A 23,661-nucleotide genomic window follows, 5' to 3' on the forward strand; every position below is an offset into this window, starting at 1 on the left:
GCCACGACCGTGCCTGCAAGGCGTTCAGCTGGTGGGGCACGGGCACCGGCCGCCTTGCCGGGGCGGCTCCCCATTGCCCGGACAGCTCCTTGCCCGCGGCGGAACACGCCACGCTGCGCCGGATGGCCTTCATGGCGTGCCGCGGCGGGATGGTCCCCGTCGCGCACGCCCAGGGGCAGAGGAACCGCCTCGCGGCCGTCCACGGACCGCCGGCCTGGCCCCCGACGCCCCGGTGGCGAACTACCGGCCGTCGGCTCCGACTTGCCGAACTCCGACGCCCCCGCTGTCCCGGAAGCGTTCCTCCCCACACCCGAACCCCGCTGACCTCGGCGTCTGCTCGCCGGCACCCCCTTCCCGGGCCGCTGCGATCCCGCCGCCGTCAACCCAAGTCATACACGTTCGGAGGACATGCCGCTCGCCCGGACGGAGCCCGCGCTAGGCCACACTTACGGCCGAAGGCCATGGCGTCGGCATGGCCCTGGAGGGTGACGATGGCGATTTCCATCTCCGCGGTACTGCTGCTGCTGATCCTTGCCGTGATCTTCGTGCGGAACGGCACGTTGAAGATGTCGCACGCGGTGGTGTGCGCGCTGCTCGGCTTCTACCTGTCCAGCACCAGCATGGCCCCCACCATTCAGGAGGGGCTTACCGCCACGGCTGACATCGTCAGCCGCCTCACCCCCTGAGCCGGACGCGCCCCGCCCGTCCCTGACCCGGGCTCCGGCCGTCCACGGCCCGCCCCGGGCGGCGGCCGCCGGCAGGCCGGCCACCGCCCGGGGACTGGGCCGAGCCGTCAGTGGGCCCGCAGCGACGCCGAGAGGATGAGGTTCCAGTACTTGTCCCAGTCCCAGTACGGACCGGGGTCAGTGTGGGTCGCGCCCGGGACCTCGCGGTGGCCGATGATGTGACCCCGGTCGACGGGGATGCGGTACTTGGCGCATATCTCCGCGGTCAGCAGCGCCGACTGCTCGTACATCACGTCCGTGAAGTACTGCGGCTGGTCCACCCAGCCCTCGTGCTCGATGCCGATGCTCCGCGTGTTGTAGTCCCAGTTGCCCGCGTGCCAGGCGATGTCATGCTCGCGGACGCACTGGGCGATATGACCGTCCCGGGAACGCACCACGTAGTGGGAGGACACCGCGCGCGCCGGATCCTGGAAGATCCCGATGGCGTCGCTCCAGGTCTCCTGCGTGACGTGGATGACCACATGGTCGATCGGATAGCTGGTGGGGCGGTTGGACGCCGTGTAGTTCGACGTGCTGGCCGGGCGCGACTCGGCCCCCGGGTAGTCGACTGCCTGCGCCGCGGCAAGGGCCGGCTCCGCGCCGAGCAGGGAGGCGGGCACCGCGGCGAGAGCGGCCCCCTGGAGCAGCCGGCGCCGGCTCAGGGAGGGTCTTGTGCGTCTTGCTCGTTCCATTGCTGGTCTACCTCTCGGTGGGGGAGCAGCGGAAAAGGAGCGAACCGAACGGTGGAGCGGGTGGAACGTGGTGGAGCGGGATGGAGCGTGGTGGGGCAGGTGGAACGTACGACACGCGCAGAGCGTGGTGTCGCAGGTGGAGCGTGGTGCGGTCAGTGAAGCCTGATGGAGCGGGACTGGCGGAGTGTGGTTCGGCGGGTGGAGCGTGGTGCGGCCCCCGAAGCCTGATAGGCGGCTGAGCCGTGGAGCCGTGGAGCGCCGGGTGCAGCGATGTCGACGAGGACGGCGGTTGGACCGTGAAGTGCGGCTCGGAGCCGGGTCAGGGCTCCCGGCCCCTGCCCCGAGCCCGGCCCCGGAGTCGGCTGGCGGGCGACGCGGGCGGCTCGGGAGGCGATGGACGAGATCGGTCGGGCAGGGGACGGCTCAGAGGGACAGGGCCGATGCGGTCTCCCGCAGTTGCGCGTGCACTCCGCGGTACGTCTCACGCGCCGGCAGCCACTCCTTGCGGAGCTTCGCCACGCACGTGTAGTTCGTGTCGCAGACGTTCGCGAGCGGTGACTCCACGGTCTGGGAGGCGAACTGGTAGGCATCCAGCTCGCTGAAGCCGTAGTCCTGGACCAGCCACTGCACGAGGTCGAGCTGGGATATCCGGAAGGCGTCCTCCAGCGGGCGGGCGGACCCGGTGGACATGATGTGCGTATCGGACTCCAGGCGCGGCCACGGCGTTGCGACCCCCTTGAGCAGTTCCACGATCACCACCGTGTTCATGGCGCATTCGACGGCCACGCCGCAGGTCTCGCCCTCACCCTGCCGCGCGTGCCCGTCGCCCAGGCTCATCAGCGCGCCTTCCACGTTCACCCCGAGGTAGCAGGTCACTCCGGCACGCATCTCCGGCGTGTCCATGTTCCCGCCGTGCGCGTCGGGCACGAGGGCCGAGCGCACCTCCAGATTGGCCGGGGCGACGCCCACCGTGCCGTGCATCGGGTCCATGGGCAGCTCCCTTGCGAAACCGCCGTCGCGCGCGGAGAAGGTCGCGGTCCGGCGCTCCCGGTCGAGCTGCCAGATCCACACCCTCTCGGGCAGCGGCTCCTGCAACGTTGCCGTTGTGTGTGTCGAGGTGAGCGCCCCGAACAGCGGCACCGTCGTCGAGGCCGCCCAGTCACGGGCCGGCTCCACCGAGACGAAGTGCACCGCCACCGTGTCACCCGGCTCCGCGCCCTCCACATGGAACGGGCCCGTCTGCGGGTTCAGGAACGGGAACTCGCACACCTCGGAGACCAGGTCCTTCTCGGACTTGACCCGTCCCGCGAAGCAGTCCTCCGTGAACAGGTCGAGAACCGTACCCGGGGCGATACGGGCCACCGGCGGCGCGCCACCGAACGTCCAGGCGTACTCGCCCGGTTCGGGGCGTACCGTGAGAATCCGCGGATCACTCATCGCAGCTCGGCTCCACTCTGTCCAGGGTCGGGTACGGCATCGTCGTCCAGGTGAACACGGGCGGTCTCGGCTATGCGCCGCGGGTGGCGCTTCGCCAGGACGGCCAGCACCACGACCCCGGCCAGCAGCCAGACCCCGACGATCGGGCCTGCGTACGACACGGGCGCCGTCAGCTCGGAGACGAAGTCGAACACGGGCAGCCCCGCCGCCGTGAACAGGGCGGGCACGAACGCGACGATACCCAGCACGGGGAACACCAGATGCCGCACGGGACGGAACTCCGAGCGCCTGCGGCGCAGGAAGTAACCGGTACAGGCCGCGTTGGCGAGGATGTAGACACCGATCACCACCGTCACGATCATCGTCGCCAGCAGCAGGAAAGCAGTCTCCGGGTCATAGCCGAACCCCAGCCCGAGCACCACCGCCACCGCCACCGCGAACTGCACCGCCACACCGGCCACCGGCGACAGCCGCACCGGGTGCAGCCGCGCGAACGGACGGGGGAAGACACCGATGCGGCCCAGCGCGAATGCGGTGCGGGTCGAGACGTTCGCGCTGGCGTTGGCGTTCGCGATCGTCGAGTTGACGACGGCCAGGAACACCAGCACCCAGAACAGCCCGAAGGACGCCTCCGCCACCCCCTGCCAGGACGCGGCCCCCGAGGCACCGAACTTCGCGAACCGGTCCGGACCGTAGAACACGGTCATCGCATAGGTCGTCACCACGTAGAAGAGCCCGATGGCCAGGGCGGAGCCCAGGACGGCACGGTGCATGGTGCGCCGCGGATCCTTCGTCTCCTCCGCGAGCGGGGCGGCCGCCTCGAAGCCGGAGAACGCCAGCACCGTGTAGACGGAGCCCGCGAACACGCCGCTGATGCCATGGTGGTCGGGCGGGGTGTGGGAGGTGCCGAACACCGACAGGGTGTTGGCCCCTCCGGCCTTCACGATCAGCAGCACCGCGAAGACCAGCAGGACGGCCACCTCGAACGCGCCGAGGACGGTCCCGAACGTGGCCGAGGCCCGTACCCCGAAGTACCCGGCGGCAGCGATGATCACCGCACCCGCCAGCGCCCAGGGCCACCACAGGTCCTGCGGGTAGGAGGACCACTCACCGTGCAGCGTGCCGGCCGTCGTGAAGCCGAGCTGAAGCAGCAGCAAGGGAGGGACCAGGGCCTGCACGAACACGTAGCCCCAGCCGACGAGGAATCCCACGGCCGGGTGGAGGCCCTGTGCCGTGTACGTGGCCACCGAGCCCGCCGCGGGCATCTGCCGTGCGAGGTCCGCCACGCAGGACGCCGTGAACAGGCAGGCGACGAGGGCGATCAGCACGGCCAGGGGCAGGTCGCCGCCCGCGAACGCAGCACCCGAGGGAATCGAGGCCGCGACCGCGGCGGCCGGCGCCATGGCCGTGATGCTCTGGAACAGGACCTCACGCAGCCCGACGGCCTCGCGCCGCAAGCCCGGACCCGTCCGAGCGATCTGCTCCGGCATCGCCTCCCCCTTCCTGCCGTGACCCGCACGTTCGTGCGGCCGTGTGATCCAAGCGCGGTTTCAACGGTACGAGCCACGGAGGTTGAGGCGGAAGAGCACGGAGTGGATCTGGGGACAGCGGCGAGAATGTGCACAACTCCGCCACCCGTTCGGGTGGTTGGGGGCATGTTCGGCCCGGGTGCGGGCGCGAGGGGGTAGGGGACTCGGTGCGGCCGTGCGGACCCCGGACTGCTCGGCGAGGCGGAGCAGATGAGCAAGGGTCCGCCGAACCGGTGCGCTTCGCCCCCGTCGGCAAGGGATCAGCCGACCGGAACGCGACAGCACCGTCCGGCGCCACCCTCAAACGTTCTGGGCGATACCGGTCGGGTCGTCCAGCACGGCCCGCACGACGTAGTGCGCGGCGCCGAGCAGCGGTCCCTCAGGTCCGAGGCGCGACACGGTGATTCCGCAGGCCGGCCCCGCCGTGCGCCGGTCCAGCTCGGCCTCGAGCGACGGCAGCAGCCATGGCGCCAGCCGGGACAGCGCGCCCCCGAGCACCACGGACTGCGGGTCGAGCAGATTGACCGTGCCGGTGAGCGCGATGCCCATCGCCGTCCCCGCCTCCCGCAGGGCCTTGTGGACCCGCTGGTCCCCGTCGGCGGCCCGCTCGGCGAGCATCCCGACGCGGCCCTCGCCGGGTTCGAGCCCGGCAGCGCGCAACACGGCCTCCTCGCCGGCGAACTGCTCAAGGCACCCCTGACCGCCGCACGCGCACGGGGGCCCCTCGGGATGCACCGGCACATGGCCGAGCTCGCCCGCGAACCCCCGAGTGCCGCGCAGCAGCCGTCCGTCGACCACCACGGCGGCGCCGATGCCGATCTCCGCGGACACATGGACGAAGTCGTTCGGAGCGCGCTCGCCGAGCCACAGTTCGGCCAGGGCGCCGAGATTGGCCTCGTTGTCCACGGTCACCGGCGGATGGGCGGGCAGCAGCTCGCCGAGGTCCGTGTCGTGCCATTCGAGGTTGGGGGCCCTGACGACGGTGAGGCTGTCCCGTGCGACCAGCCCGGGGACCGCCACGGCCAGTCCGGCGGGCCACAGCCCTTCCCGCCCGGCCTCGTCGATCACCTGTCGGACCAGTGCCGTCAAGTCCGCGATCACTGGTTCCGGAGCGCGCCCCCTGTTGCTGACGTGCCGCTCGGCGCGGAATCGGACCTCGCCACGGAGGTCGACGACGCACGTTGCGAGATGATCGACGCCGATCTCGGCGCCGACACCGGCCGGGCCGCTCCCGCTCACGGCGAGCGCGGAGCCGGGCCGCCCGACCCGCCCCGGCCGCTCCGGGCCCAGCTCCTCCAGCAGACCCGCACGCACCAGCTCGTCCACCAGAGTGGAGACAGCGGCCCGGGTGAGCCCGATGCGCGACGCGACGGCCGCCCGTGACATGGGTCCGTCGGCGGCGATCGTGTGCATCACGCGGGAGAGGTTCCTGCGGCGCATCCCCTGCTGGGTGTCGGGGGTGCCGGTGCCTGCCTCGTGCAGGGGTGCGGTCATACGGCGGCCGGTCCTTCGTGCGGGAGGCCCGCGGCGGCTGCCGCGGGCCCGGTCAGGGGTCTTCTCACGCCCGGTCGAGCAGTGGGCCGGCGTCGGACAGCACCCCGCCGATCCTCGCCAGTGCGGCCTCGTCCCGCTCGACGGCGTCGAGTACCGGGCCCTCGGCCGTCCTCCACCGCTGGGCCACCGCCGCGGGATCCTCGCCCGTGAGGACGCCGGCGGCCTGGGCGGCGGCACCCAGCGCCACCAGTTCCTTGGCCTCGGGGATCTGAACCGGCCGCCCGGACAGCCGGCGTACCGTCTCCTGCCAGGCCGTGCCCCGCGCGCCGCCCCCGATCAGCAGCAGCGGGGTCGAGCGGTCCGCATCCTCGTCCAGCACCAGGTCCAGAGCGCCCAGCAACGAGTGCACCGCGCCGTCGTAGGCCGCCTGGAGCAGCTGCCCGGCCGTCGTCTCGTGGCGCAGGCCGTGCAGCAGGCCGGAAGCGCCCGGCAGCGCGGGGGTCCGCTCGCCGTCCAGGAAGGGCAGGAGGGTGACCTCGCCGCCCGGTTCGACCGCCTCGCGGTCCCGGCCGAGCAGCGCGGCGATCCGGTCGACGGCGAGGGTGCAGTTGAGGGTGCACGCCAGGGGCAGCCAGTCGCCGCGGGTATCGGCGAAACCGGCGACCGTGCCGGTGGCGTCCGTCGGACGGTTCCGCGACACCGCGTAGACCGTGCCGGACGTGCCGAGGCTGAGCACCGGAGTGCCGGGCCGCAGTCCGAGACCGAGCGCGGCGGCCGCGTTGTCGCCGGTCCCGGGAGCCACCAGCGTGCCCCTGGCGAACGGCAGGTCACTGCCGTCGCGGACCGTGCCGGCGACCTCTCCGGGACGCACGACCCGGGGCAGTTTCGCGGGATCGAGCCCCACCCGGCCCAGGATGTCCTCGTCGTACGACTCGGTGGACGACGCCCACCAGCCCGTCCCGGAGGCATCGCCGCGATCGGTGGTGCCCGTTCCCGTCAGACGCTCGGTCAGGTAGTCGTGGGGGAGCCGGACGGCGGCGGTGGCGCGGGCGGCCTCGGGCTCGTGCTCGGTGAGCCACGCCCACTTGGTGACCGTGAACGACGGGCCCGGGACGCTGCCGAAGCGGTCCGCCCACACCTTGGCACCGCCCAGCTCATCGATGAGCCGCTGCGCCTGCGCAGCCGACCGCACGTCGTTCCACAGCAGCGCAGGGCGCACCGGCCTGCCCTGGGCGTCCAGGGTGACCAGTCCGTGCTGCTGGCCGCCGACCGAGACCGCCGCCGCCTCGTGCGCCGCGTCTCCGCACTGCGCCAGCGCCTCCAGAAGGGCGCTCCACCACTGCTCGGGATCGCTCTCCCGGCCCGCGCCGGAGGTCACCGTGTGCCCCGCCTGTCCGCTCGCCACGACGCGTCCGGTGGCGACATCGACGACCAGGGCCTTCGTGGACTGGGTGGAGGTGTCCACCCCGACGACGAGTGGTCCATCGGCTGCTGTCATCGGACTCTCCGTTTCTGCGGCGTGTACTGAACCTGTTCGTGCTGTTCGCCTCGGATTGCCCGGTTCGAGGGTCCTGAGATGTGCGATCCGATGCGTTCTGCGCTTCCCGGCTTCCCAGGGCTGCGTATGCATACTAATTTGTAAAGGGCCATGACGAAATAGTGTGAGCGAGCAAGGAGCCGTGTCATGAGTTTTCAGCCCACCCCCGAGGACAGGTTCACCTTCGGACTGTGGACCGTCGGCTGGCAGGGAAGGGACCCCTTCGGCGACGCCACCCGCCCGGCCCTCGACCCGGTCGAGGCCGTACAGCGCCTCTCCGAGCTCGGTGCCCACGGCGTCACGTTCCACGACAACGACCTGATTCCCTTCGGCGCCTCGGAGACCGAGCGCGAGTCCCACATCAAGCGCTTCCGGCAGGCCCTCGACGCCACCGGCATGGTGGTGCCGATGGCCACCACGAACCTGTTCACGCACCCCGTCTTCAAGGACGGCGGCTTCACGGCCAATGACCGTGACGTGCGCCGGTACGCCCTCCGCAAGACCATCCGGAACATCGACCTGGCGGTGGAGCTCGGCGCCAGGACGTACGTCGCGTGGGGCGGCCGCGAGGGCGCCGAGTCGGGCGGGGCGAAGGACGTGCGGGACGCGCTCGACCGCATGAAGGAGGCCTTCGACCTGCTGGGCGAGTACGTCACGTCGCAGGGGTACGACATCCGCTTCGCGATCGAGCCGAAGCCGAACGAGCCGCGCGGCGACATCCTCCTGCCGACCGTCGGCCACGCGCTCGCCTTCATCGAGCGTCTGGAGCGACCGGAGCTGTACGGCGTGAACCCGGAGGTCGGCCACGAGCAGATGGCGGGCCTGAACTTCCCGCACGGCATCGCCCAGGCGCTGTGGTCGGGCAAGCTCTACCACATCGACCTGAACGGCCAGTCGGGCATCAAGTACGACCAGGACCTGCGCTTCGGCGCCGGCGACCTGCGTGCCGCCTTCTGGCTCGTGGACCTCCTGGAGCGAGGCGGTTACGAGGGCCCGCGGCACTTCGACTTCAAGCCGCCGCGGACCGAGGACTTCGAGGGCGTGTGGGCGTCGGCCGCCGGCTGCATGCGCAACTACCTCATCCTCAAGGAGCGCGCCGAGGCCTTCCGGGCCGACCCCGAGGTCCAGGAGGCCCTGCGCGCCTCGCGTCTTGACGAGTTGGCCCAGCCCACAGCGTCCGACGGCCTGTCCGCCCTGCTCGCCGACCGCAGCGCCTTCGAGGAGTTCGACGTGGAGGCCGCCGCGAAGCGCGGCATGGCCTTCGAGCGGCTCGACCAGCTGGCGATGGACCACCTGCTGGCCGCACGGGACTGACGCAGGCCGCCTCGCTCGGGCCGGGGCTGCGGGAGGCCGCTCCCGCAGCCCCGGACGGTTACGTGGCGCCGTCCGGTCACCTGGTGCTGCCCTGGGGCAAGCGCGCCTCGTGGCCGCTGGATCCCGGCGTGCTCCTCCCGGGGCGTCGCGTCCGGCGGGAGGGCGGCCGGGCGGCGTTCCGGCACAGAGGCTCCGACGAGACCCGGCCGCCATGGTGTCCGGGGAGCCTGGTGCCGTCAGCCGCCCTCCACGGCCTGGGCGAGTGCCGCGGCCGGGTCGGGAGCGGCGGGTCCTGCCGGCACCCAGTGATCGTGCTCCCGCCGGAAGGGCCACCAGCGGCCGTCCAGGTCCAGGCGCACCTGAGCCCGGCCGTCGTCCGTGGTCCAGCGGTTCCGATCCGCGTCCAGATGTGGGCGTTCGTCGTCGTCCCATGCCGCGTCGAGTACGGCACGCGCGCGTGCGTACGTCTCCGGTGCCGGCTCCAGCTCCTCCTCGAGCACCTCCAGCGCAACGGGCCCGCCCTGCGCCCAGGCGCGCACGGCCCGGGCGAGCGCGTCCGCGTCCCGGCCGGTGCCGGACGCCAGTCGTGCGGCGATCCGAGCACCCGCCCCCACGTCCGGCGCCGGTAGCGCAGCCGCGATCCGCACGGCGTCCTGAGCCAGGCTGAGCTCGTGCGGGGCCGGATACCGGCGGGTGAGCGCCGCCGTGAGCAGCCGGTGGGCCTCCTGCGCGGCACGCGCGGCGACGCATTGCAGACCGTGGACGTCGATGCCGGGCACCGGGTCCGTGCCGGTGCCCAGGGCCGGCGGCGCTCCGGCCACGGCAGGGGCCCGGGGCGGAGCGGGCAAGGGCGGAAGGACGCTCCCGAGGGCATACGCTTCCGCGGCGTCCACTCCGCCCGTGCCGGACGGCTCGACCGGACTCGGCCCGGGGCTCTCCTCGTGGCCGCCTGCCGCCGAACGCTCCTGAAGCGCGTCCAGGACGTCCTGTTCGGCCCGGCCGCGCATCAGGAAGAGGACGAACGGGTCCGCGTCGAGGAGCCGGGCCACCTGGTGGCACAGGGCCGCGGTGTGGCCGCAGTGGTCCCATGCGCCGCAGTCGCAGGCCGGTTCCAGTTCGCCCACGCCGGGGAGCAGGTCGACCCCGGCGGCCTGGGCGTCCGCCACGAGATGCGGCGGCATGTCACGCTCCAGGAGCGCCGCGATGTGCTCGGCACGACCGGCCGCCATGTCCAGCAACCGGTCCCAGCCCGTCTCGCTCAGCGGCTGGACGAGGACGTCCGAACGGTGTGCGGTGCGGTCGCGGTCCTCGACCACCGCGGTGATCCGCCCCGGCCGCACCGAGATCGCCCCGACGGCACCGGCACGGGCCAACCGGCGCCCCGCCTTGACCTGCTGGCCGTCCAGAGCCGAGTCCTCCAGGGCCTTCAGCCAGGCCTGCCCCCACCAGGTCCCGGCAAAGGCCTTCCCATGCGCGGGAGGTAGCGCTTCGAACGTCCGGACCCGCTCGTCATCCCGACCCCCGCCGTACTCGCCCGTCATCTCGTCGTCCCGTCGTCGCACCCGTGCCGCCCGTCAGCCGCGTTCACCGGCCGCCTCCCCGCAGCTCGACCAGGTCCGCCAGCTCGGCGTCGGTCAGCTCGGTCAACGCCGCCTCACCCGCCCCGAGCACCGCCTCGGCGAGCGCCTTCTTCCGCGCCAGCATGGCCGCGATGCGGTCCTCCACGGTGCCCTCCGCGATCAGCCGGTGCACCTGCACGGCCCGCGTCTGGCCGATGCGGTGGGCACGGTCGGTTGCCTGGTCCTCCACGGCGGGGTTCCACCAGCGGTCGTAGTGCACGACGTGTTCCGCGCGCGTGAGGTTGAGGCCCGTTCCCGCCGCCTTCAGCGACAGGAGGAACACCGGCGCCTCGCCGTCCTGGAAGCGGCGCACCAGAGCCTCCCGGGTGGCCACGGGAGTACCGCCGTGCAGGAGCAGCGTGCGCACTCCACGCGCGTTCAGATGCCTTTCGAGCAGGCGCGCCATCCGCACGTACTGCGTGAAGACCAGCACGCTGCCCTGCTCCGCCAGAATGGTGCCGAGCAGCTCGTCCAGCAGGTCCAGCTTTCCCGAACGGCCCTCGATCCGTGGATCGTCCTCCTTGAGGTACTGCGCGGGGTGGTTGCAGATCTGTTTGAGCCCGGTGAGCAGCTTGACGATCAGGCCGCGCCGCGTGAGGCCGTCCGTGCCCGCGATGGCGGCGAGCGTCTCGCGGACCAGTGCCTCGTAGAGCCCCGTCTGCTCGGAGGTGAGAGGCACCGCAAGATCAGTCTCCGTCTTGGGTGGCAACTCCGGCGCGATACCGGGATCCGACTTCCTGCGGCGCAGCAGGAACGGGCGGACCAGCCGGGCCAGCCGCTCCGCCGCCACCTGGTCCTGCGTGCCCTCCACGGCCCTGGCGTACTGGTTGCGGAAGCGGCCGAGCGTGCCGAGCAGCCCGGGAGTCGTCCAGTCCAGGATGGCCCAGAGCTCCGAGAGGTTGTTCTCGACGGGTGTGCCGGTGAGCGCCACGCGGGCGCGTGCCGTGATCGTCCGGAGCTGTTTCGCCGTGGCCGAGTAGGGGTTCTTGATGTGCTGGGCCTCGTCCGCCACCAGCAGCCCCCAGGGGACCTGGTCGAGATCGGCGGCGGCCAGCCGCATCGTCCCGTACGTGGTGACGACGATCTCGCCGGCCTCGAGTGCCTCCAGGCTCCGCTGCGTGCCGTGGAAACGGCGCACGGCCGTCCCCGGCGCGAAGCGCTCCACCTCGCGCTGCCAGTTGCCCATCAGCGACGCCGGACAGACGACGAGGGCGGGCCCTTGTGTCGCCGTGTCCCTCTGGCGGTGCAGGTGCAGGGCGATCAGTGTGATCGTCTTGCCGAGGCCCATGTCGTCCGCGAGACAGCCGCCGAGGCCCAGCGACGTCATCCTGGCCAGCCAGCTCAGGCCGCGCACCTGGTAGTCGCGCAGCACGGCGGAGAGCGCAGGGGGCTGTCCGACGCTCGTGGCGGCCTCCGGCTCGGACAGAGCCGAACGCAGACGTGCCGGTACCTCCGTCGGCTCGACGTCGACCCGGCGTCCCGCCACCTCCGCGGAGCCCGTCAGCACCGCCCGCAGCGCGTCCATGGGAGCGACCCCGCGGTCCTGTTCGGCGCGCGCCAGGTGGGCCTCCTCGGGGTCGACCAGCACCCACTGGTCGCGCAGCCGGACCAGAGGGCGCTTCGACTCGGCCAGGTGGTCCAGTTCCTCCCTGGTCAGCAGCCGCCCGCCCAGCGCGAACCGCCACTGGAACGCGAGCAGTGCCTCGGCGGAGAAGAACGACATACCTTCTGCGAACGCCTCTGAGGGGCCGGCGGAGAAACCCGCCGCGCGCCTGCCGGAGGACGCCGCGCCCGCTGTCGCGCCGTCGTTCTCGGGGCCGACGACCGCCCTCGCGCTCAGCCCCCGGGCCAGGCGCCGGGGCCAGTGCACGTCGACACCGACAGCCGCCAGGGCCCGCGCCCCCTCGCCCAGCAGTTCGCTGATCTCGTCGTCCGCCACCTCCACGGCGCTGGGGACCGCGGCGGAGAGCAGAGGGCCGAGCGGTGCCCACGCGCGCGTGGCACGCCGCAGCGCCACCAGGACCTCCCATCGGTCCTGGGGCCGGAAGGCGTCCCCCGCGCCGGGCGACTCGGCCCACACGTCGGCCGCATCGGCGACCACGGTCGGATCGTCGGCGCTGTGGACCTGTAGTACCGCTCGGAAACCAGAGACCGGTTCGCCGTCCTGCGCGGAGAGCACCAGCTCCGGTACCTCGATGCGCAGCGAGATCCGCACTCCGGCGTCGTGCCCGGCCGCGACCTCCCGTGCCCAGGGGAGCAGCGCGGCCACCTGCTGAGGTTCCACGGCCGCGAACGGCCGGCCCCCGGTGGCCAGGGGAGCGGCGGGAGAGCGCGGAAGCGTGTCCGCCACGGCGTCCAGGAAGGCCCGCAGCAGCCGCTCCGGTTCCGCGATCCGCAGTGGGCCCGAATGAGCCTCCGGGGCAGTGTCCGCGGTAAGAGCCTCCGGGGTCGGCTCCGCGTCCGGCACACCCGCAGGGGCCGCCGTGGACGGTGCCGAAGGATCCGACACGGGCAGGGCGTGAGCGGATGGCGGTGCCGCGGCGGCGAGTTCGCGGATCCGTCCCAGGTCCTCGGCGCGCAACGGCGCGCAGCGCCACGCGTCGTGTCCGCCCGGGGTCACGCCGGGGAGCAGGCTCCCTCGCGCCAGGAAGGACAGCGCCAGCAGCGAGGCAGCGCCCCAGAACGCCGCCGCCGGATCCGCGCCGGCGACGTCACGCGCGCGCGTGAGGACGGGAAGGGCCCTGTGCACAGGCAGGCGCACGGCGGGCACCGAAACCGCCTCGACCCCCTCACCGCGGGGCAGCGCAACCGTCATCCGTGCTCTGCGGCCACCCGCACCCACGGGCGGTTCGGCTCCGTCCGGGCTCCAGAAGGCGAGGGTTCCCGTGCGGGGCGGATCGGCAGGGAGGAACACCACAGAGTAGAAGGCCAGTTCGAAGTCGGCTTCCGAGGCCCCTCCGGAGAGGCCTTCAGAGGTCTCCGAGGAAGAGGTGCCCGGGGGAGGGGCGTCTGAGGGAGAGGCGCCCGGGGGCGGCGGCACAGGAACGTGTGGCGCGGCGATGGCCACTCCTCAAATTTGACTAATGGGCGGCCGAGAGTACACCACGCGGATGCACGCGCGGAAACCCCGCGTCGCCGAGTCCCTGCCGGGTGCATGCACGGGGGTTCACCCCAGGAGCGGGGTGTTGCCAGCCCCCCTGCGTCCCGGGGTGCCGGCACCGGTCGTACCGGGGTGGCAGCGCCATGGTCCCGGGCAGTCACTCTGCGTACGTTTCCTGAGGTCAGTCCATACTTCACAGGACCGGAGACGTAACCATGCCCCAGGCCGTGAGAACCCTCGAAGGACCCCCGCCGGATGTCGTCTCCTCCCTCGACAGGGGCAGCGACTTCGCGCCCCTGCTGCGGACGGTGCGGGGCCAGGGACTGCTCGACCGCCGTCTCGGCTGGTACGCCACCGGGATCACCGCCAATCTGCTGCTGCTCGCCGCCGTGGTCACCGGCATCGTTCTTTCGGGAAACTCCTGGTGGACCCTGGCGCTGGCCCCGGTACTCGCGGTGCTGTCGGCCCGGACGGCCTTCATAGGCCACGACGCCGGGCACGCCCAGATATCCGGTGACCGTGCCGTCGGCCGGGCCATCGGGCTGGTCCACGGGAACCTCCTTCTGGGCATGAGCTACGGCTGGTGGAACGACAAGCACAACCGCCACCACGCCAACCCCAACCACACCGAGAAGGACCCGGACGTAGCCGCCGACGTGCTGGTGTTCACAAGCCGGCAGGCAGCCGTGCGCACCGGCTTCCGGAGCTGGCTCACGCGCAACCAGGCATGGCTGTTCTTCCCCCTGACGCTCCTTGAGGGAGTGGCGCTCAAGGTCCACAGCTTCCGCAGCCTGCGGGAGCAGCCCCCGGGCAGGCGCCTGGTGGAGGCGTCGCTCCTGGCCGCCCACGTGATCGGGTACGCAGCCCTGCTGCTCTCCACCCTGTCGCCGGGCAAGGCCCTCCTCTTCGCGGCTCTCCACCAGGCACTCTTCGGCCTGCACATGGGCCTCGCATTCGCGCCCAACCACAAGGGCATGGAGATGCCCGACCCCGGCAAGGACCGATGGGACCACCTGCGCCGGCAGGTGCTCACGTCCCGCAACATCCGCGGGGGCGTGCTCACCGACTGGTTCCTCGGAGGGCTCAACTACCAGGTCGAGCACCATCTGTTCCCCAGCATGCCCCGCCCCCACCTGAGACTGGCCCAGCCCATGGTGCGCGCACACTGCCTCGGCCTCGGCGTCCCGTACACCGAGACCGGCCTCGTCGACTCCTATCGCCAGGCCCTGAGGCACATGCACGACGTCGGGGCGCCCCTGCGGGACGCCCGGCCCGGCTCCACCGGTGCCGCGTGAGATCGAGGTGAGACCGGCTGGAAGGAGTGAGTCCGGGTTTCGTAGGGGACGAGGCTCAGGGACGTCTCAGGGGCAGGGGGTGGAACTGTCGGGGACCGACGGTCGTTTTTCACAGCAGAAGCGGCACCTGCCGCAGAGGAGGCAACACGCATGTCTAAGAGAGCCAAGATCGCCGTTGGGGGTGTGGCGGTCGGACTGTTCCTGCTGATCTGGCTGCCCTGGTGGGCCGCGTTCCTGATCGTGGTGGGCGTGCCCGCGGCGGCCTATCTGGCGCTGGACCCCGGTCAGCGGCGCCGGCTGCGCCGTATCTCCCGCAAGGAGCTGGGCGGCTGAACCCCGGCATCACACGACCCTCTGCCCACCAAGGGCCGATGTGGGGAGCACCCAGCCGCTCGACCGCGGCGCCCGCCCCCGGCCCTGGTACAGGTGCCGTTCAGGCCGGGTGGGGACGGGGCCGGTGGGTGAGGCGTGCCTTCCGCGGTCAGGAAGGACGCACGGCCATCTTGTCGAGCGCTTCCAGCAGCGCGGGCAGTTCCGGTCCGCGTCCGACGGGAAGCACCTCACCGGGCTCCTCGTCGAGCAGGACGAAGGCGATGTCGTCCGTTCTGGCGACCATCGACCAACCAGGTCCATCGGCGCGCAGCGTACGGGCCTCGCCCGAGGCGAAGGAGGAGCGGACCCGCCCGAGGGGAGGCGGGGCGTCGATATAGGCGCGCGCCTCGGCCAGCACCCGCTGGATGCCGCCGTGCGGCTTGCGCGTCTCCTTCTCGCCGCCTTCGCCGTCGTTCTTCGCCGCCTCGCCGCCCGCCGCTTCGCCGTCGGCTCCGTCACCGTCGCTGTCGGCAGCGAAGTCGGCGTCGTCGATCTGCTCCCGCCACACGGCCCACTGGAGCGCTATCTCGTCGGCACCCAGCCGGCGCTGCGCGGGGCCCCAGGTCTCGGTGTCGGGAGGCGTCAGGGGAGCCGCGTCGGCGTCCCCGGGATCCGGTTCGGGGTCGTGCGGGGCCGGCACACCCGGCGCCGCCACCGCCAGCGCGAGGGGCCAGCCGGCCAGGGCCGCCACCACGGAACGCTCATCGGGCGAGAGGTCGTACTCCATGCCGCAGTCCCAGGAGGCGATCGCCACGGCCACGAGCGACACGTCGTCCACCACGACGGTCCACCGGGCGCCCGCGCTGTCCTGCCCGAGCACCAGCCCGTACCCCTCGGCGTCCGGAAGCAGACTGAGTGCTTCGCACGCCTCTGGGTAGTCGTCGCCCAGCACGCTTGGAAACTGTGCAGGCGTCAGCAGCACCGCGGTCAGCACATACAGCGCGTCGTCTCCGGCGGCGACGGCTGCGTCATCCGTCACGGCCATGTCGTCCTTCCCCTCGCTACGTCCGTCGGCGCACCTTAACCTTCGGCGATCAACTCGTCGAGTGCGGGTGAGCAGGAAAGTCAGGCGAACCGTGCGCTATGGGGCGGTCGTCCCACCGACCAGGGGAAATGCGCGGCGGATGGTGCCCACCGTGCGGTCGTGGCGGGGCTGTTCGTGCCGCGACGGGGCCCCGGGGCCGGACAGATCGCTGCCGCCGCTGCGGACACTCAACTCATCCGCACGGAAAGCGCGAGGAACTGCGTGTCGACGTCCACGTACGACGTCATACGCCAGCCCGAGCGCGCCAGAAGCGGCTGCAGGTTCTCCTCGGCCCGCAGGTCCTCGGGCGTGATCGTTCGCCCCTGGCGGCGTGCCAGGGCCGCCCGCCCCAGGGGGTGGAAGAGGGCCAGGACGCCTCCAGGACGCACCGTGCGGGCCAGCTCCCGCAGGTTGTCGTCCGGCCGCGGCAGATGGGCGATCAGGCCCGCCGCGAACACCGCGTCCAGCACGGCCGTGCGCACGGGGAGCCGTGCCGCGTCAGCAAGGAGCAACTGCCCCTTGGTGTGCCGGCCCGCCTTGACGGCTTCGTCGATCATGGCCGGAGTGAGGTCGGCGCCGAGGACGATGCCTTCGGCGCCGACGGCATCCCGCAGGACGGGCAGCGCTCGGCCGGTGCCGCACCCCGCGTCCAGCACCCGGTCACCGTGGCGCAGCCCAAGCCGTGCGACGGCGTCCCGGTACGCGGGAGTGTCGTCCGGATACTTGCTGTCCCAGACGGGTGCGCGAGCCGTGAAGAACTCGCGCACCCGGGCGTGGTCGTCGCTCATGGACGCCATGCTCTCGCACCGCTCGGCACAGCATCCGTCCGGGCCGCGTCAGCCCGCCAGGTCCGCCATCGACGCCACCTTGTCGATACGCACCCGTACCAGCAACTCACCCGGCACGCCGTTGCGCTCGCCGAACTCCTCCGCCTTGTCCTCTCCCATGTACCGGGCGCCGAGCCGGGTGGCCCACGCCCGCACCTCGTCGAGGTCCTCGGAGATGGCGGCACGGCCCTGGATCACCACGAACGAGAACGGTGGCCGGTCATCGTCCACGCACAGGCTGACACGCCCGTCCCGGGCTAGGTTCCGCCCCTTCAGGGTCTCCTTCCCCGTGTTGAAAACAACGTCGTCGCCGTCCAGCAGGAACCAGACGGGCGCGCTGTGCGGGCTGCCGTCGGCCCGAACTGTCGAGAGAGTCGCGGTGCGGGTGCCTTCTGACACGAAGGCCCGCCATTCGTCGTCGGTCATCTTGTGCGCCATGCCGCCATCCTGCTTGCTCGAAGGCCCCCTGTGGGGAAGGCTGGGCAGACATATCCTCCGGCTGGGGGGAACGGGGAGGACACGCGAGCGGGGAGACCGCACATGCCTCAGAACAAAGGGCTCGGCTGGCTGCTGGACGATTTGACGCAACGCGTCGAACACGTGCGGCACGCCATGGTCCTGTCGAACGACGGACTCGTCACCGGTACCAGCACCGGGCTGAAGCGCGAGGACGCCGAGCACTTGGCCGCCGTCTCGTCGGGACTGCACAGCCTGGCCAAGGGCTCAGGCCGCTATTTCCGGGCGGGCCGGGTCAGGCAGACTATGATCGAGTTCGACGACGCGGTGCTGTTCGTCACGTCGGCCGGCGACGGCAGCTGCCTGTGCGTGCTGAGCGGAGCCGAGGCCGACGTCGGCCAGGTCGCCTACGAGATGACCCTGCTGGTCAACCGCGTCGGTGAACACCTCGGAGTGGACGCCAGGCAGCCGGAGCCGGCCCCTGCCGCGGAGAGTTGAGCGAGCCCGGACTCACCCCTGGCGGGTAGCCGCTCTTTCGCCGACCATGCATCTGACCTGCGCAGACTCCCCGGGGAGCGGAGTTATCCACAGGCTCGGCGGGCTGGGCGGGAATCGGGCTACGGTTCTTCCCGGGATCGATCACACCCCGATCGATCACGTCACACGGGGGAGACCAGCCATGACAGGCCACACCATCGCCACGCCCGGCACCACCCGCTCAGCGGCTCGACCTTCGGCGCTCACGGCGAGCCGCGCCGCGCGAGAGCTGGGGCTGCGACGCGCGGAGTTCGATCTCGCGGTCCATTTGGGACGCATCCGCACCCTCAGCGAGACCGCGCGAGCACATGAGCCACCCGGCTCCGCCGCCACACGCCGGCGTGTCGCACGCGAAGAGATCGACCGCATTCGCGCCACCGAGGGTTTCCCGGACACCCTGCGCGAGGACATCTCGACGGTCAGCGCTCCGCGGGGCGCCCAGCTCATGGGCATCAGCATCGCCCGATTCACCCGCCTGGCGCGGTTAGGGCTGCTGGTCCCGGTCCGCTTCTACCTCAACCGCTACCGCGCGGTGGTCTGGCTCTACCTGACCGAGGAACTGCGCACCTTCGCTGCCCTCAAGGCGAACGAACCCCTGCTGACCGCCCGGCTGCCCGAGACGCTGCGCTCCCAGATCGAGACGGGCACCGACCTGCGTGCGAGGAACTGGCGCGGTCGCCAGCACGGTTTCCTCCTGCGGCTCACGGAGGACCCATGGGCCCGGGCCGCGGTCACCGCGTCCCCGCTCGACGCCGACGAGGTCGAGGACGTCGTCGCGGACCCGCGCGAGCGCTCCTACCTTGCCCGGCTCAGGCCCGAACGACCCGACCAGAACTCACCGGGTTCGCTCGCCTCCCAGGTCGTCGGCGGGCTGATGACAGCGGAAGAGCCGGACGAGATCGAGTGGTTCCGGTCGAGCCTCGCACTGTCCCTGACCGACGCCAGAAAGGCCCGTCCCGCTCCGGACCTCCAGCCGGCGACAGCGAGCACCACGGGTGAAGCCGGTGGCAGTCCCACGCCGACTCCACCACAGGGCGACACGCGGGCGAGCGAGACGGCCCACCACATCCCGGTCGCCCGTCCGAAGGGCCTGCTGGCCCGGCTCCGCCGCAGCCACCGGTGAGCACCGTCGCCGCCCGCACCCGGGAGTTCCGCCGGACAGGTGCCGCACAAGGGGTTTCCCACCCTCACGCGGACCTGACCCTCATACGGACCTGAAGAGACCCTCCTGGACGACCGACACGAGCAGGCAGCCCTTCTGGTCGTAGATCCGGCCGCGGGCCAGGCCTCGCCCGCCGATCGCGATCGGCGACTCCTGGTCGTACAGGAACCACTCGTCCGCGCGGAACGGCCGGTGGAACCACATCGCGTGGTCCAGCGACGCCATGTCGAAGCCCCGGGGGCCCCACAGCGGCTCCACGGGAAGGCGCACGGCGTCCAGCAAGGTCATGTCGCTGGCATAGGTGAGGGCACACGTGTGGACCAGCGGATCGTCTCCCAGCGGCCCCACCGCGCGCATCCACACGGCACTACGCGGCGGAGCGTCCTTGACCTCCTCAGGGGTCCAGCGCAGCCGATCCACGTAGCGGATGTCGAAGGGCTGCCGCCTGGCCATCCTCTCCAACTGCTCGGGCAGGGCGCCCAGGTGCTCGCGGACCTCCTGCCCGATCGTCGGCAGTTCCTCGGGTCCCGGCACCTCACGCGGCAGCGGCAGCTGGTGTTCGAACGTTCCTTCCTCGGGTTTGTGAAAGGAGGCGGTGAGAGTGAAGATCGTGCGGCCCTGTTGCACGGCGGTGACCCGGCGTGTGGTGAACGAGCGCCCATCGCGGACCCGCTCCACCAGATACACGATCGGCACGCCCGGCCTGCCGGGGCGCAGGAAGTACGCGTGCAGGGAGTGCACGGGACGCTCGCCGTCGGTCGTGCGGCCGGCCGCCACGAGGGCCTGGCCCGCGACCTGGCCGCCGAACACCCGCTGGAGGGATTCGTCGGGGCTGCGGCCACGGAAGATGTCGACCTCGATCCGCTCCAGGTCGAGCAGATCGACAAGTCTCTCCACCGCATTGGTCATGGCTGGTGTTCTCCCGGGTGCAGGGGACAGAAGGACGCTCGGCCGGTCAGGCGCGGAGGGAAGCGTGTCACAGCTGCCCGACGTCCGTGACACGGACCATCGCCCGGCCCTCCGCGTCGGAGGCCGCGAGATCGACCTCGGCGCTGATGCCCCAGTCGTGGTCGCCGTTCGGGTCGGCGAAGGTCTGGCGGACGCGCCAGATCCCGTTCCCCGGATCCTCCTCGATCATCAGAAGCTTCGGGCCGCGCGCGTCGGGGCCGGTGCCGAGGGTGTCGTACTCGTCCCAGTACTCGTCCATCGCCCCGCCCCACGCCTCGGCGTCCCAGCCGGCCTCGGCGTCCATCTCGCCGAGTTCCTCGACCTGGTCGAGTGCGGCAAGCTCCACCCGGCGGAACATCGCGTTGCGGACGAGGACCCGGAAGGCGCGGGCATTGGCGGTGACCGGCCTGACCTGGTCGGCCCTCTCCTGGGCCTCCTCCGCGGTCATCTCCTCCGGGTTCGCGAGCTGCTCCCACTCGTCGAGCAGGCTGGAGTCGACCTGGCGGACCATCTCACCGAGCCAGGCGATCAGGTCCTGGAGGTCGTCGGACTTCAGATCGTCGGGCACGGTGTGCTCCAGGGCCTTGTACGCGCCGGCGAGGTAGCGCAGCACGATGCCCTCGGTTCGCGCCAGCTCGTAGAAGGAGACGAACTCGCCGAAGGACAGCGCTCGTTCGTACATGTCCCGGACGACCGACTTGGGAGACAGCGGGTGGTCGCCCACCCAGGGGTGGCTCCTGCGGTAGGTGTTGTAGGCGTGGAAGAGCAGCTCTTCCAACGGCTTCGGGTACGAGACGTCCTGGAGCCGCTCCATGCGATCCTCGTACTCGACCCCGTCCGCCTTCATCACGGCGACGGCTTCGCCGCGTGCCTTGTTCTGCTGGGCGCCCAGGATCTGCCGTGGGTCGTCAAGGGTGGACTCGATGACGGAGACCATGTCGAGCGCGTAGGAGGGCGACTCCGGGTCGAGCAACTCGAACGCGGCGAGGGCGAACGTCGACAGCGGCTGGTTGAGGGCGAAGTCCTGCTGCAGGTCGACCGTCAGGCGGACGTTGCGGCCCTCCGAGTCGGGGGCGTCCAGCTTCTCCACGATCCCGCCGTCCAGCAGCGAACGGTAAATGGCGATGGCGCGGCGGATGTGCCGCAGCTGCTGCCGGCGCGGCTCGTGGTTGTCCTCCAGCAGGCGGCGCATCTCCTGGAACGCGTCACCGGGTCGGGCGATCACCGAGAGCAGCATGGTGTGGGTGACCCGGAAGCGGGAGGTGAGCGGTTCCGGCTCGGAGGCGATCAGCTTCTCGAACGTGTTGTCCGTCCAGCCCACGAACCCCTCGGGCGCCTTCTTGCGGACGACCTTCCGCCTCTTCTTCGGGTCGTCGCCCGCTTTGGCCAGTGCCTTCTCGTTCTCGATGACGTGCTCGGGCGCCTGCGCCACCACGAGCCCCGCCGTGTCGAAGCCCGCACGGCCGGCACGCCCCGCGATCTGGTGGAACTCCCGGGCGCGCAGTACACGCACGCGGTTGCCGTCGTACTTGGCGAGCGCGGTGAACAGCACCGTGCGGATCGGCACGTTCACCCCCACGCCCAGGGTGTCGGTCCCGCAGATGACCTTCAGCAGTCCGGCCTGCGCCAGCTTCTCCACCAGCCTGCGGTACTTCGGCAGCATCCCCGCGTGATGGACGCCGATGCCGTGCCGCACGTAGCGCGAGAGATTCCGGCCGAACCTGGTGGTGAAGCGGAAATTGCCGATGAGCTCCGCGATGCGGTCCTTCTCCTCGCGCGAGCACATGTTGATGCTCATCAGCGCCTGGGCGCGTTCGACGGCCTGTGCCTGGGTGAAGTGCACGATGTAGACGGGCGCCTGCCGGGTCTCGAGCAACTCGGTCAGCGTCTCCGTCAGCGGTGTCAGACGGTACTCGTACGACAGCGGGACGGGGCGGGTGGCAGAGCGCACCACCGCGGTCGGACGGCCGGTGCGGCGTGTCAGGTCCTTCTCGAACATCGACACGTCGCCGAGGGTGGCCGACATCAGGATGAACTGCGCCTGGGGCAACTCCAGCAGGGGGATCTGCCAGGCCCAGCCGCGGTCGGCCTCCGCGTAGAAGTGGAACTCGTCCATCACGACCTGGCCGATATCGGCACGCCTGCCGTCGCGCAGCGCGATGGAGGCGAGCACCTCGGCGGTGCAGCAGATCACGGGCGCGTCGGCGTTCACGGACGCGTCGCCGGTCAGCATGCCCACGTTCTCCGTGCCGAAGAGCTTGCACAGCTCGAAGAACTTCTCCGACACCAGCGCCTTGATGGGGGCGGTGTAGAAGGTGACCTCGTCACGCGCGAGCGCGGCGAAGTGCGCTCCGGCGGCGATCATGCTCTTCCCCGACCCGGTCGGGGTGGAAACGATCACGTTCGCGCCGGAGACCACCTCGATCAGCGCCTCCTCCTGATGCGGATAGAGGGTGAGACCGCGATCGGTGGCCCACGACTCGAAGGCCTCGTAGAGAGCGTCGGGGTCGGCGGTCTTCGGCAGCTGATCGATGAGGGTCACACCCCCATCTTGCCCGCCGACCCGCCCGAAGAGGGAATCGGACGCTCATGCGAAGATCGCAAACGCTACTCTGATGCGCCGACGGAGCGTCATCGATCGCGGACAACTACACACGCAGACAAGGGGAACGGGGCGGGATGCAACCATGATGGGACCGGCACATTCACTGTCGGGAGCGGCGGCATGGCTCGGGGTGGGTGCGGCGGCGGCTGCCGCAGGACACGCCATGCCCTGGCCGGTCCTCCTGGTGGGCGCTCTGATCTGCGCGGGGGCCGCCCTGGCCCCGGACCTGGATCACAAGGCGGCGACGATCTCGCGGGCCTTCGGACCGATCTCACACGGCGTGTGCGAGATCGTCGACCGGCTCTCCTACGTCGTCTACAAGGCCACCCGGATGAAGGGCGACCCGAGGCGCAACGGCGGGCACCGCACCCTCACCCACACGTGGCTGTGGGCGGTGCTGGTGGGCGCCGGCACCTCGGCCCTGGCGATCGCGCTCGGCCGTTGGGCGGTCCTCGCGATCCTCTTCATCCACATGGTCCTGGCCATCGAGGGCCTGCTGTGGCGGGCGGCCCGGGGTTCCAGCAGCGACATCCTGGTCTGGCTGCTGGCGGCGACGAGCGCCTGGATCCTCGCGGGCATCCTGGACGAGCCGGGCAACGGCTCGGACTGGCTGTTCACCGCCCCCGGCCAGGAGTACCTGTGGCTGGGCCTGCCCATCGTCCTGGGCGCCCTGGTGCACGACATCGGCGACGCCCTGACGGTGTCCGGCTGCCCGATACTCTGGCCGATACCCCTCGGCCGCAAGCGCTGGTACCCGATCGGGCCGCCCAAGGCGATGCGCTTCAGGGCGGGAAGCTGGGTGGAGCTGAAGGTCCTGATGCCGGCCTTCATGCTGCTGGGCGGCGTGGGAGCAGCGGCGGCGCTCAACGTCATCTGAGGACGGCGGCCCCGGGACGGGCGGCCCCGGCTCCGGGGCCCCGCCCGCGCGCGGTGCCTCGACGGCCCCCGGACCCGCCATCCCGGCGTCACGCTGTCACTCCGCACGTAC

General features: G+C 71.4%; 19 protein-coding genes. 7 read left to right on the forward strand and 12 right to left on the reverse strand.

Annotation, left to right across the window (positions count from 1 at the left end):
• Positions 1-491: 491 nt before the first annotated feature.
• Positions 492-686, forward strand: a complete 195-nt coding sequence (locus tag Sm713_RS37670; protein WP_212914420.1) for a hypothetical protein — start codon at positions 492-494, stop codon at positions 684-686.
• Between the two features lie 107 nt (positions 687-793).
• Here the strand turns inward: Sm713_RS37670 and Sm713_RS37675 are convergent, their stop codons facing one another.
• The 5 genes from Sm713_RS37675 to xylB form a co-directional block, all read right to left on the reverse strand.
• The gene (locus Sm713_RS37675) at positions 794-1,417 is read right to left on the reverse strand and encodes an N-acetylmuramoyl-L-alanine amidase (RefSeq protein WP_212914421.1); all 624 of its coding nucleotides are present in this window, start codon (positions 1,415-1,417) and stop codon (positions 794-796) included.
• 423 nt (positions 1,418-1,840) lie between these two features.
• The gene (locus Sm713_RS37680) at positions 1,841-2,854 is read right to left on the reverse strand and encodes an acetamidase/formamidase family protein (protein WP_212914422.1); all 1,014 of its coding nucleotides are present in this window, start codon (positions 2,852-2,854) and stop codon (positions 1,841-1,843) included.
• Complete coding sequence (locus Sm713_RS37685; protein ID WP_212914423.1) at positions 2,851-4,344, reverse strand: APC family permease; 1,494 nt, start codon at positions 4,342-4,344, stop codon at positions 2,851-2,853. Before Sm713_RS37685 ends, Sm713_RS37680 begins: the two co-directional genes overlap by 4 nt.
• Before the next feature lie 339 nt (positions 4,345-4,683).
• Positions 4,684-5,877, reverse strand: coding sequence for an ROK family transcriptional regulator (locus tag Sm713_RS37690; RefSeq protein ID WP_212914424.1), 1,194 nt, complete (start codon positions 5,875-5,877; stop codon positions 4,684-4,686).
• A gap of 64 nt (positions 5,878-5,941) precedes the next feature.
• Positions 5,942-7,375, reverse strand: coding sequence for a xylulokinase (gene xylB / locus Sm713_RS37695; RefSeq protein WP_212914425.1), 1,434 nt, complete (start codon positions 7,373-7,375; stop codon positions 5,942-5,944).
• A 186-nt stretch (positions 7,376-7,561) separates the two neighbouring features.
• On the opposite strand from xylB, the gene xylA reads away from it, so the two are divergent.
• Positions 7,562-8,728 carry a xylose isomerase gene (gene xylA / locus Sm713_RS37700; RefSeq protein WP_212914426.1) on the forward strand — a complete coding sequence of 389 codons (1,167 nt, stop codon included), beginning with the start codon at positions 7,562-7,564 and terminating at the stop codon, positions 8,726-8,728.
• 236 nt (positions 8,729-8,964) lie between these two features.
• On the opposite strand, the gene Sm713_RS37705 is transcribed toward xylA, so the two are convergent.
• A complete protein-coding gene (locus Sm713_RS37705) occupies positions 8,965-10,269 on the reverse strand; it encodes an SWF or SNF family helicase (RefSeq protein WP_212915106.1) in 1,305 nt (434 codons plus the stop codon).
• Positions 10,270-10,312: 43 nt separating this feature from the next.
• On the reverse strand, positions 10,313-13,162 hold the full coding sequence (locus Sm713_RS37710) for a DEAD/DEAH box helicase (protein WP_374196117.1): 2,850 nt from the start codon (positions 13,160-13,162) through the stop codon (positions 10,313-10,315).
• A gap of 500 nt (positions 13,163-13,662) precedes the next feature.
• Between Sm713_RS37710 and Sm713_RS37715 the strand changes: the two genes are divergently transcribed.
• Together Sm713_RS37715 and Sm713_RS37720 are read left to right on the forward strand one after the other, a co-directional pair.
• Positions 13,663-14,742 (forward strand): acyl-CoA desaturase, encoded by a 1,080-nt coding sequence (locus tag Sm713_RS37715; protein ID WP_212914427.1) that lies wholly within the window; start codon positions 13,663-13,665, stop codon positions 14,740-14,742.
• A gap of 150 nt (positions 14,743-14,892) precedes the next feature.
• Entirely contained in the window at positions 14,893-15,075 is a 183-nt protein-coding gene (locus Sm713_RS37720; RefSeq protein WP_212914428.1) for a hypothetical protein, read from the forward strand.
• Positions 15,076-15,223: 148 nt separating this feature from the next.
• Here Sm713_RS37720 and Sm713_RS37725 read toward each other — a convergent pair whose 3' ends face one another.
• From Sm713_RS37725 to Sm713_RS37735, 3 genes are all read right to left on the reverse strand, one after another.
• Positions 15,224-16,099 (reverse strand): hypothetical protein, encoded by an 876-nt coding sequence (locus Sm713_RS37725; RefSeq protein ID WP_212914429.1) that lies wholly within the window; start codon positions 16,097-16,099, stop codon positions 15,224-15,226.
• Positions 16,100-16,326: 227 nt separating this feature from the next.
• Positions 16,327-16,926 (reverse strand): class I SAM-dependent methyltransferase, encoded by a 600-nt coding sequence (locus Sm713_RS37730; RefSeq protein WP_212914430.1) that lies wholly within the window; start codon positions 16,924-16,926, stop codon positions 16,327-16,329.
• 48 nt (positions 16,927-16,974) lie between these two features.
• Complete coding sequence (locus Sm713_RS37735; RefSeq protein WP_212914431.1) at positions 16,975-17,403, reverse strand: PPOX class F420-dependent oxidoreductase; 429 nt, start codon at positions 17,401-17,403, stop codon at positions 16,975-16,977.
• 102 nt (positions 17,404-17,505) lie between these two features.
• Between Sm713_RS37735 and Sm713_RS37740 the strand changes: the two genes are divergently transcribed.
• Positions 17,506-17,919 carry a roadblock/LC7 domain-containing protein gene (locus Sm713_RS37740; protein ID WP_212914432.1) on the forward strand — a complete coding sequence of 138 codons (414 nt, stop codon included), beginning with the start codon at positions 17,506-17,508 and terminating at the stop codon, positions 17,917-17,919.
• Between the two features lie 181 nt (positions 17,920-18,100).
• Positions 18,101-19,081, forward strand: coding sequence for a DUF6397 family protein (locus tag Sm713_RS37745; RefSeq protein WP_212914433.1), 981 nt, complete (start codon positions 18,101-18,103; stop codon positions 19,079-19,081).
• A gap of 81 nt (positions 19,082-19,162) precedes the next feature.
• Here Sm713_RS37745 and Sm713_RS37750 read toward each other — a convergent pair whose 3' ends face one another.
• Together Sm713_RS37750 and Sm713_RS37755 are read right to left on the reverse strand one after the other, a co-directional pair.
• Positions 19,163-20,029: an acyl-CoA thioesterase II gene (locus Sm713_RS37750; RefSeq protein ID WP_212914434.1), complete on the reverse strand. Its 867-nt coding sequence runs from the start codon at positions 20,027-20,029 to the stop codon at positions 19,163-19,165.
• Between the two features lie 67 nt (positions 20,030-20,096).
• Complete coding sequence (locus tag Sm713_RS37755) at positions 20,097-22,610, reverse strand: RNA helicase (RefSeq protein WP_212914435.1); 2,514 nt, start codon at positions 22,608-22,610, stop codon at positions 20,097-20,099.
• Positions 22,611-22,755: 145 nt separating this feature from the next.
• On the opposite strand from Sm713_RS37755, the gene Sm713_RS37760 reads away from it, so the two are divergent.
• Complete coding sequence (locus Sm713_RS37760) at positions 22,756-23,550, forward strand: metal-dependent hydrolase (RefSeq protein ID WP_212914436.1); 795 nt, start codon at positions 22,756-22,758, stop codon at positions 23,548-23,550.
• The last annotated feature ends 111 nt before the right edge of the window (positions 23,551-23,661 follow it).

The sequence above is a fragment of the Streptomyces sp. TS71-3 genome (assembly GCF_018327685.1).
Taxonomy (GTDB): domain Bacteria; phylum Actinomycetota; class Actinomycetes; order Streptomycetales; family Streptomycetaceae; genus Streptomyces.

Excerpts from the sequence above, each read along its gene's own strand:
- xylB (WP_212914425.1), bottom strand. The coding sequence starts at position 7,375 with ATGACAGCAGCCGATGGACCACTCGTCGTCGGGGTGGACACCTCCACC.
- Sm713_RS37750 (WP_212914434.1), bottom strand. The coding sequence starts at position 20,029 with ATGACCAATGCGGTGGAGAGACTTGTCGATCTGCTCGACCTGGAGCGG.
- Sm713_RS37730 (WP_212914430.1), bottom strand. The coding sequence starts at position 16,926 with ATGAGCGACGACCACGCCCGGGTGCGCGAGTTCTTCACGGCTCGCGCA.
- Sm713_RS37745 (WP_212914433.1), top strand. The coding sequence starts at position 18,101 with ATGACAGGCCACACCATCGCCACGCCCGGCACCACCCGCTCAGCGGCT.
- Sm713_RS37760 (WP_212914436.1), top strand. The coding sequence starts at position 22,756 with ATGATGGGACCGGCACATTCACTGTCGGGAGCGGCGGCATGGCTCGGG.
- Sm713_RS37690 (WP_212914424.1), bottom strand. The coding sequence starts at position 5,877 with ATGACCGCACCCCTGCACGAGGCAGGCACCGGCACCCCCGACACCCAG.
- Sm713_RS37710 (WP_374196117.1), bottom strand. The coding sequence starts at position 13,162 with ATGACGGTTGCGCTGCCCCGCGGTGAGGGGGTCGAGGCGGTTTCGGTG.
- Sm713_RS37715 (WP_212914427.1), top strand. The coding sequence starts at position 13,663 with ATGCCCCAGGCCGTGAGAACCCTCGAAGGACCCCCGCCGGATGTCGTC.
- Sm713_RS37670 (WP_212914420.1), top strand. The coding sequence starts at position 492 with ATGGCGATTTCCATCTCCGCGGTACTGCTGCTGCTGATCCTTGCCGTG.
- Sm713_RS37720 (WP_212914428.1), top strand. The coding sequence starts at position 14,893 with ATGTCTAAGAGAGCCAAGATCGCCGTTGGGGGTGTGGCGGTCGGACTG.
- xylA (WP_212914426.1), top strand. The coding sequence starts at position 7,562 with ATGAGTTTTCAGCCCACCCCCGAGGACAGGTTCACCTTCGGACTGTGG.
- Sm713_RS37740 (WP_212914432.1), top strand. The coding sequence starts at position 17,506 with ATGCCTCAGAACAAAGGGCTCGGCTGGCTGCTGGACGATTTGACGCAA.
- Sm713_RS37705 (WP_212915106.1), bottom strand. The coding sequence starts at position 10,269 with ATGACGGGCGAGTACGGCGGGGGTCGGGATGACGAGCGGGTCCGGACG.
- Sm713_RS37735 (WP_212914431.1), bottom strand. The coding sequence starts at position 17,403 with ATGGCGCACAAGATGACCGACGACGAATGGCGGGCCTTCGTGTCAGAA.
- Sm713_RS37675 (WP_212914421.1), bottom strand. The coding sequence starts at position 1,417 with ATGGAACGAGCAAGACGCACAAGACCCTCCCTGAGCCGGCGCCGGCTG.
- Sm713_RS37725 (WP_212914429.1), bottom strand. The coding sequence starts at position 16,099 with ATGGCCGTGACGGATGACGCAGCCGTCGCCGCCGGAGACGACGCGCTG.
- Sm713_RS37680 (WP_212914422.1), bottom strand. The coding sequence starts at position 2,854 with ATGAGTGATCCGCGGATTCTCACGGTACGCCCCGAACCGGGCGAGTAC.
- Sm713_RS37685 (WP_212914423.1), bottom strand. The coding sequence starts at position 4,344 with ATGCCGGAGCAGATCGCTCGGACGGGTCCGGGCTTGCGGCGCGAGGCC.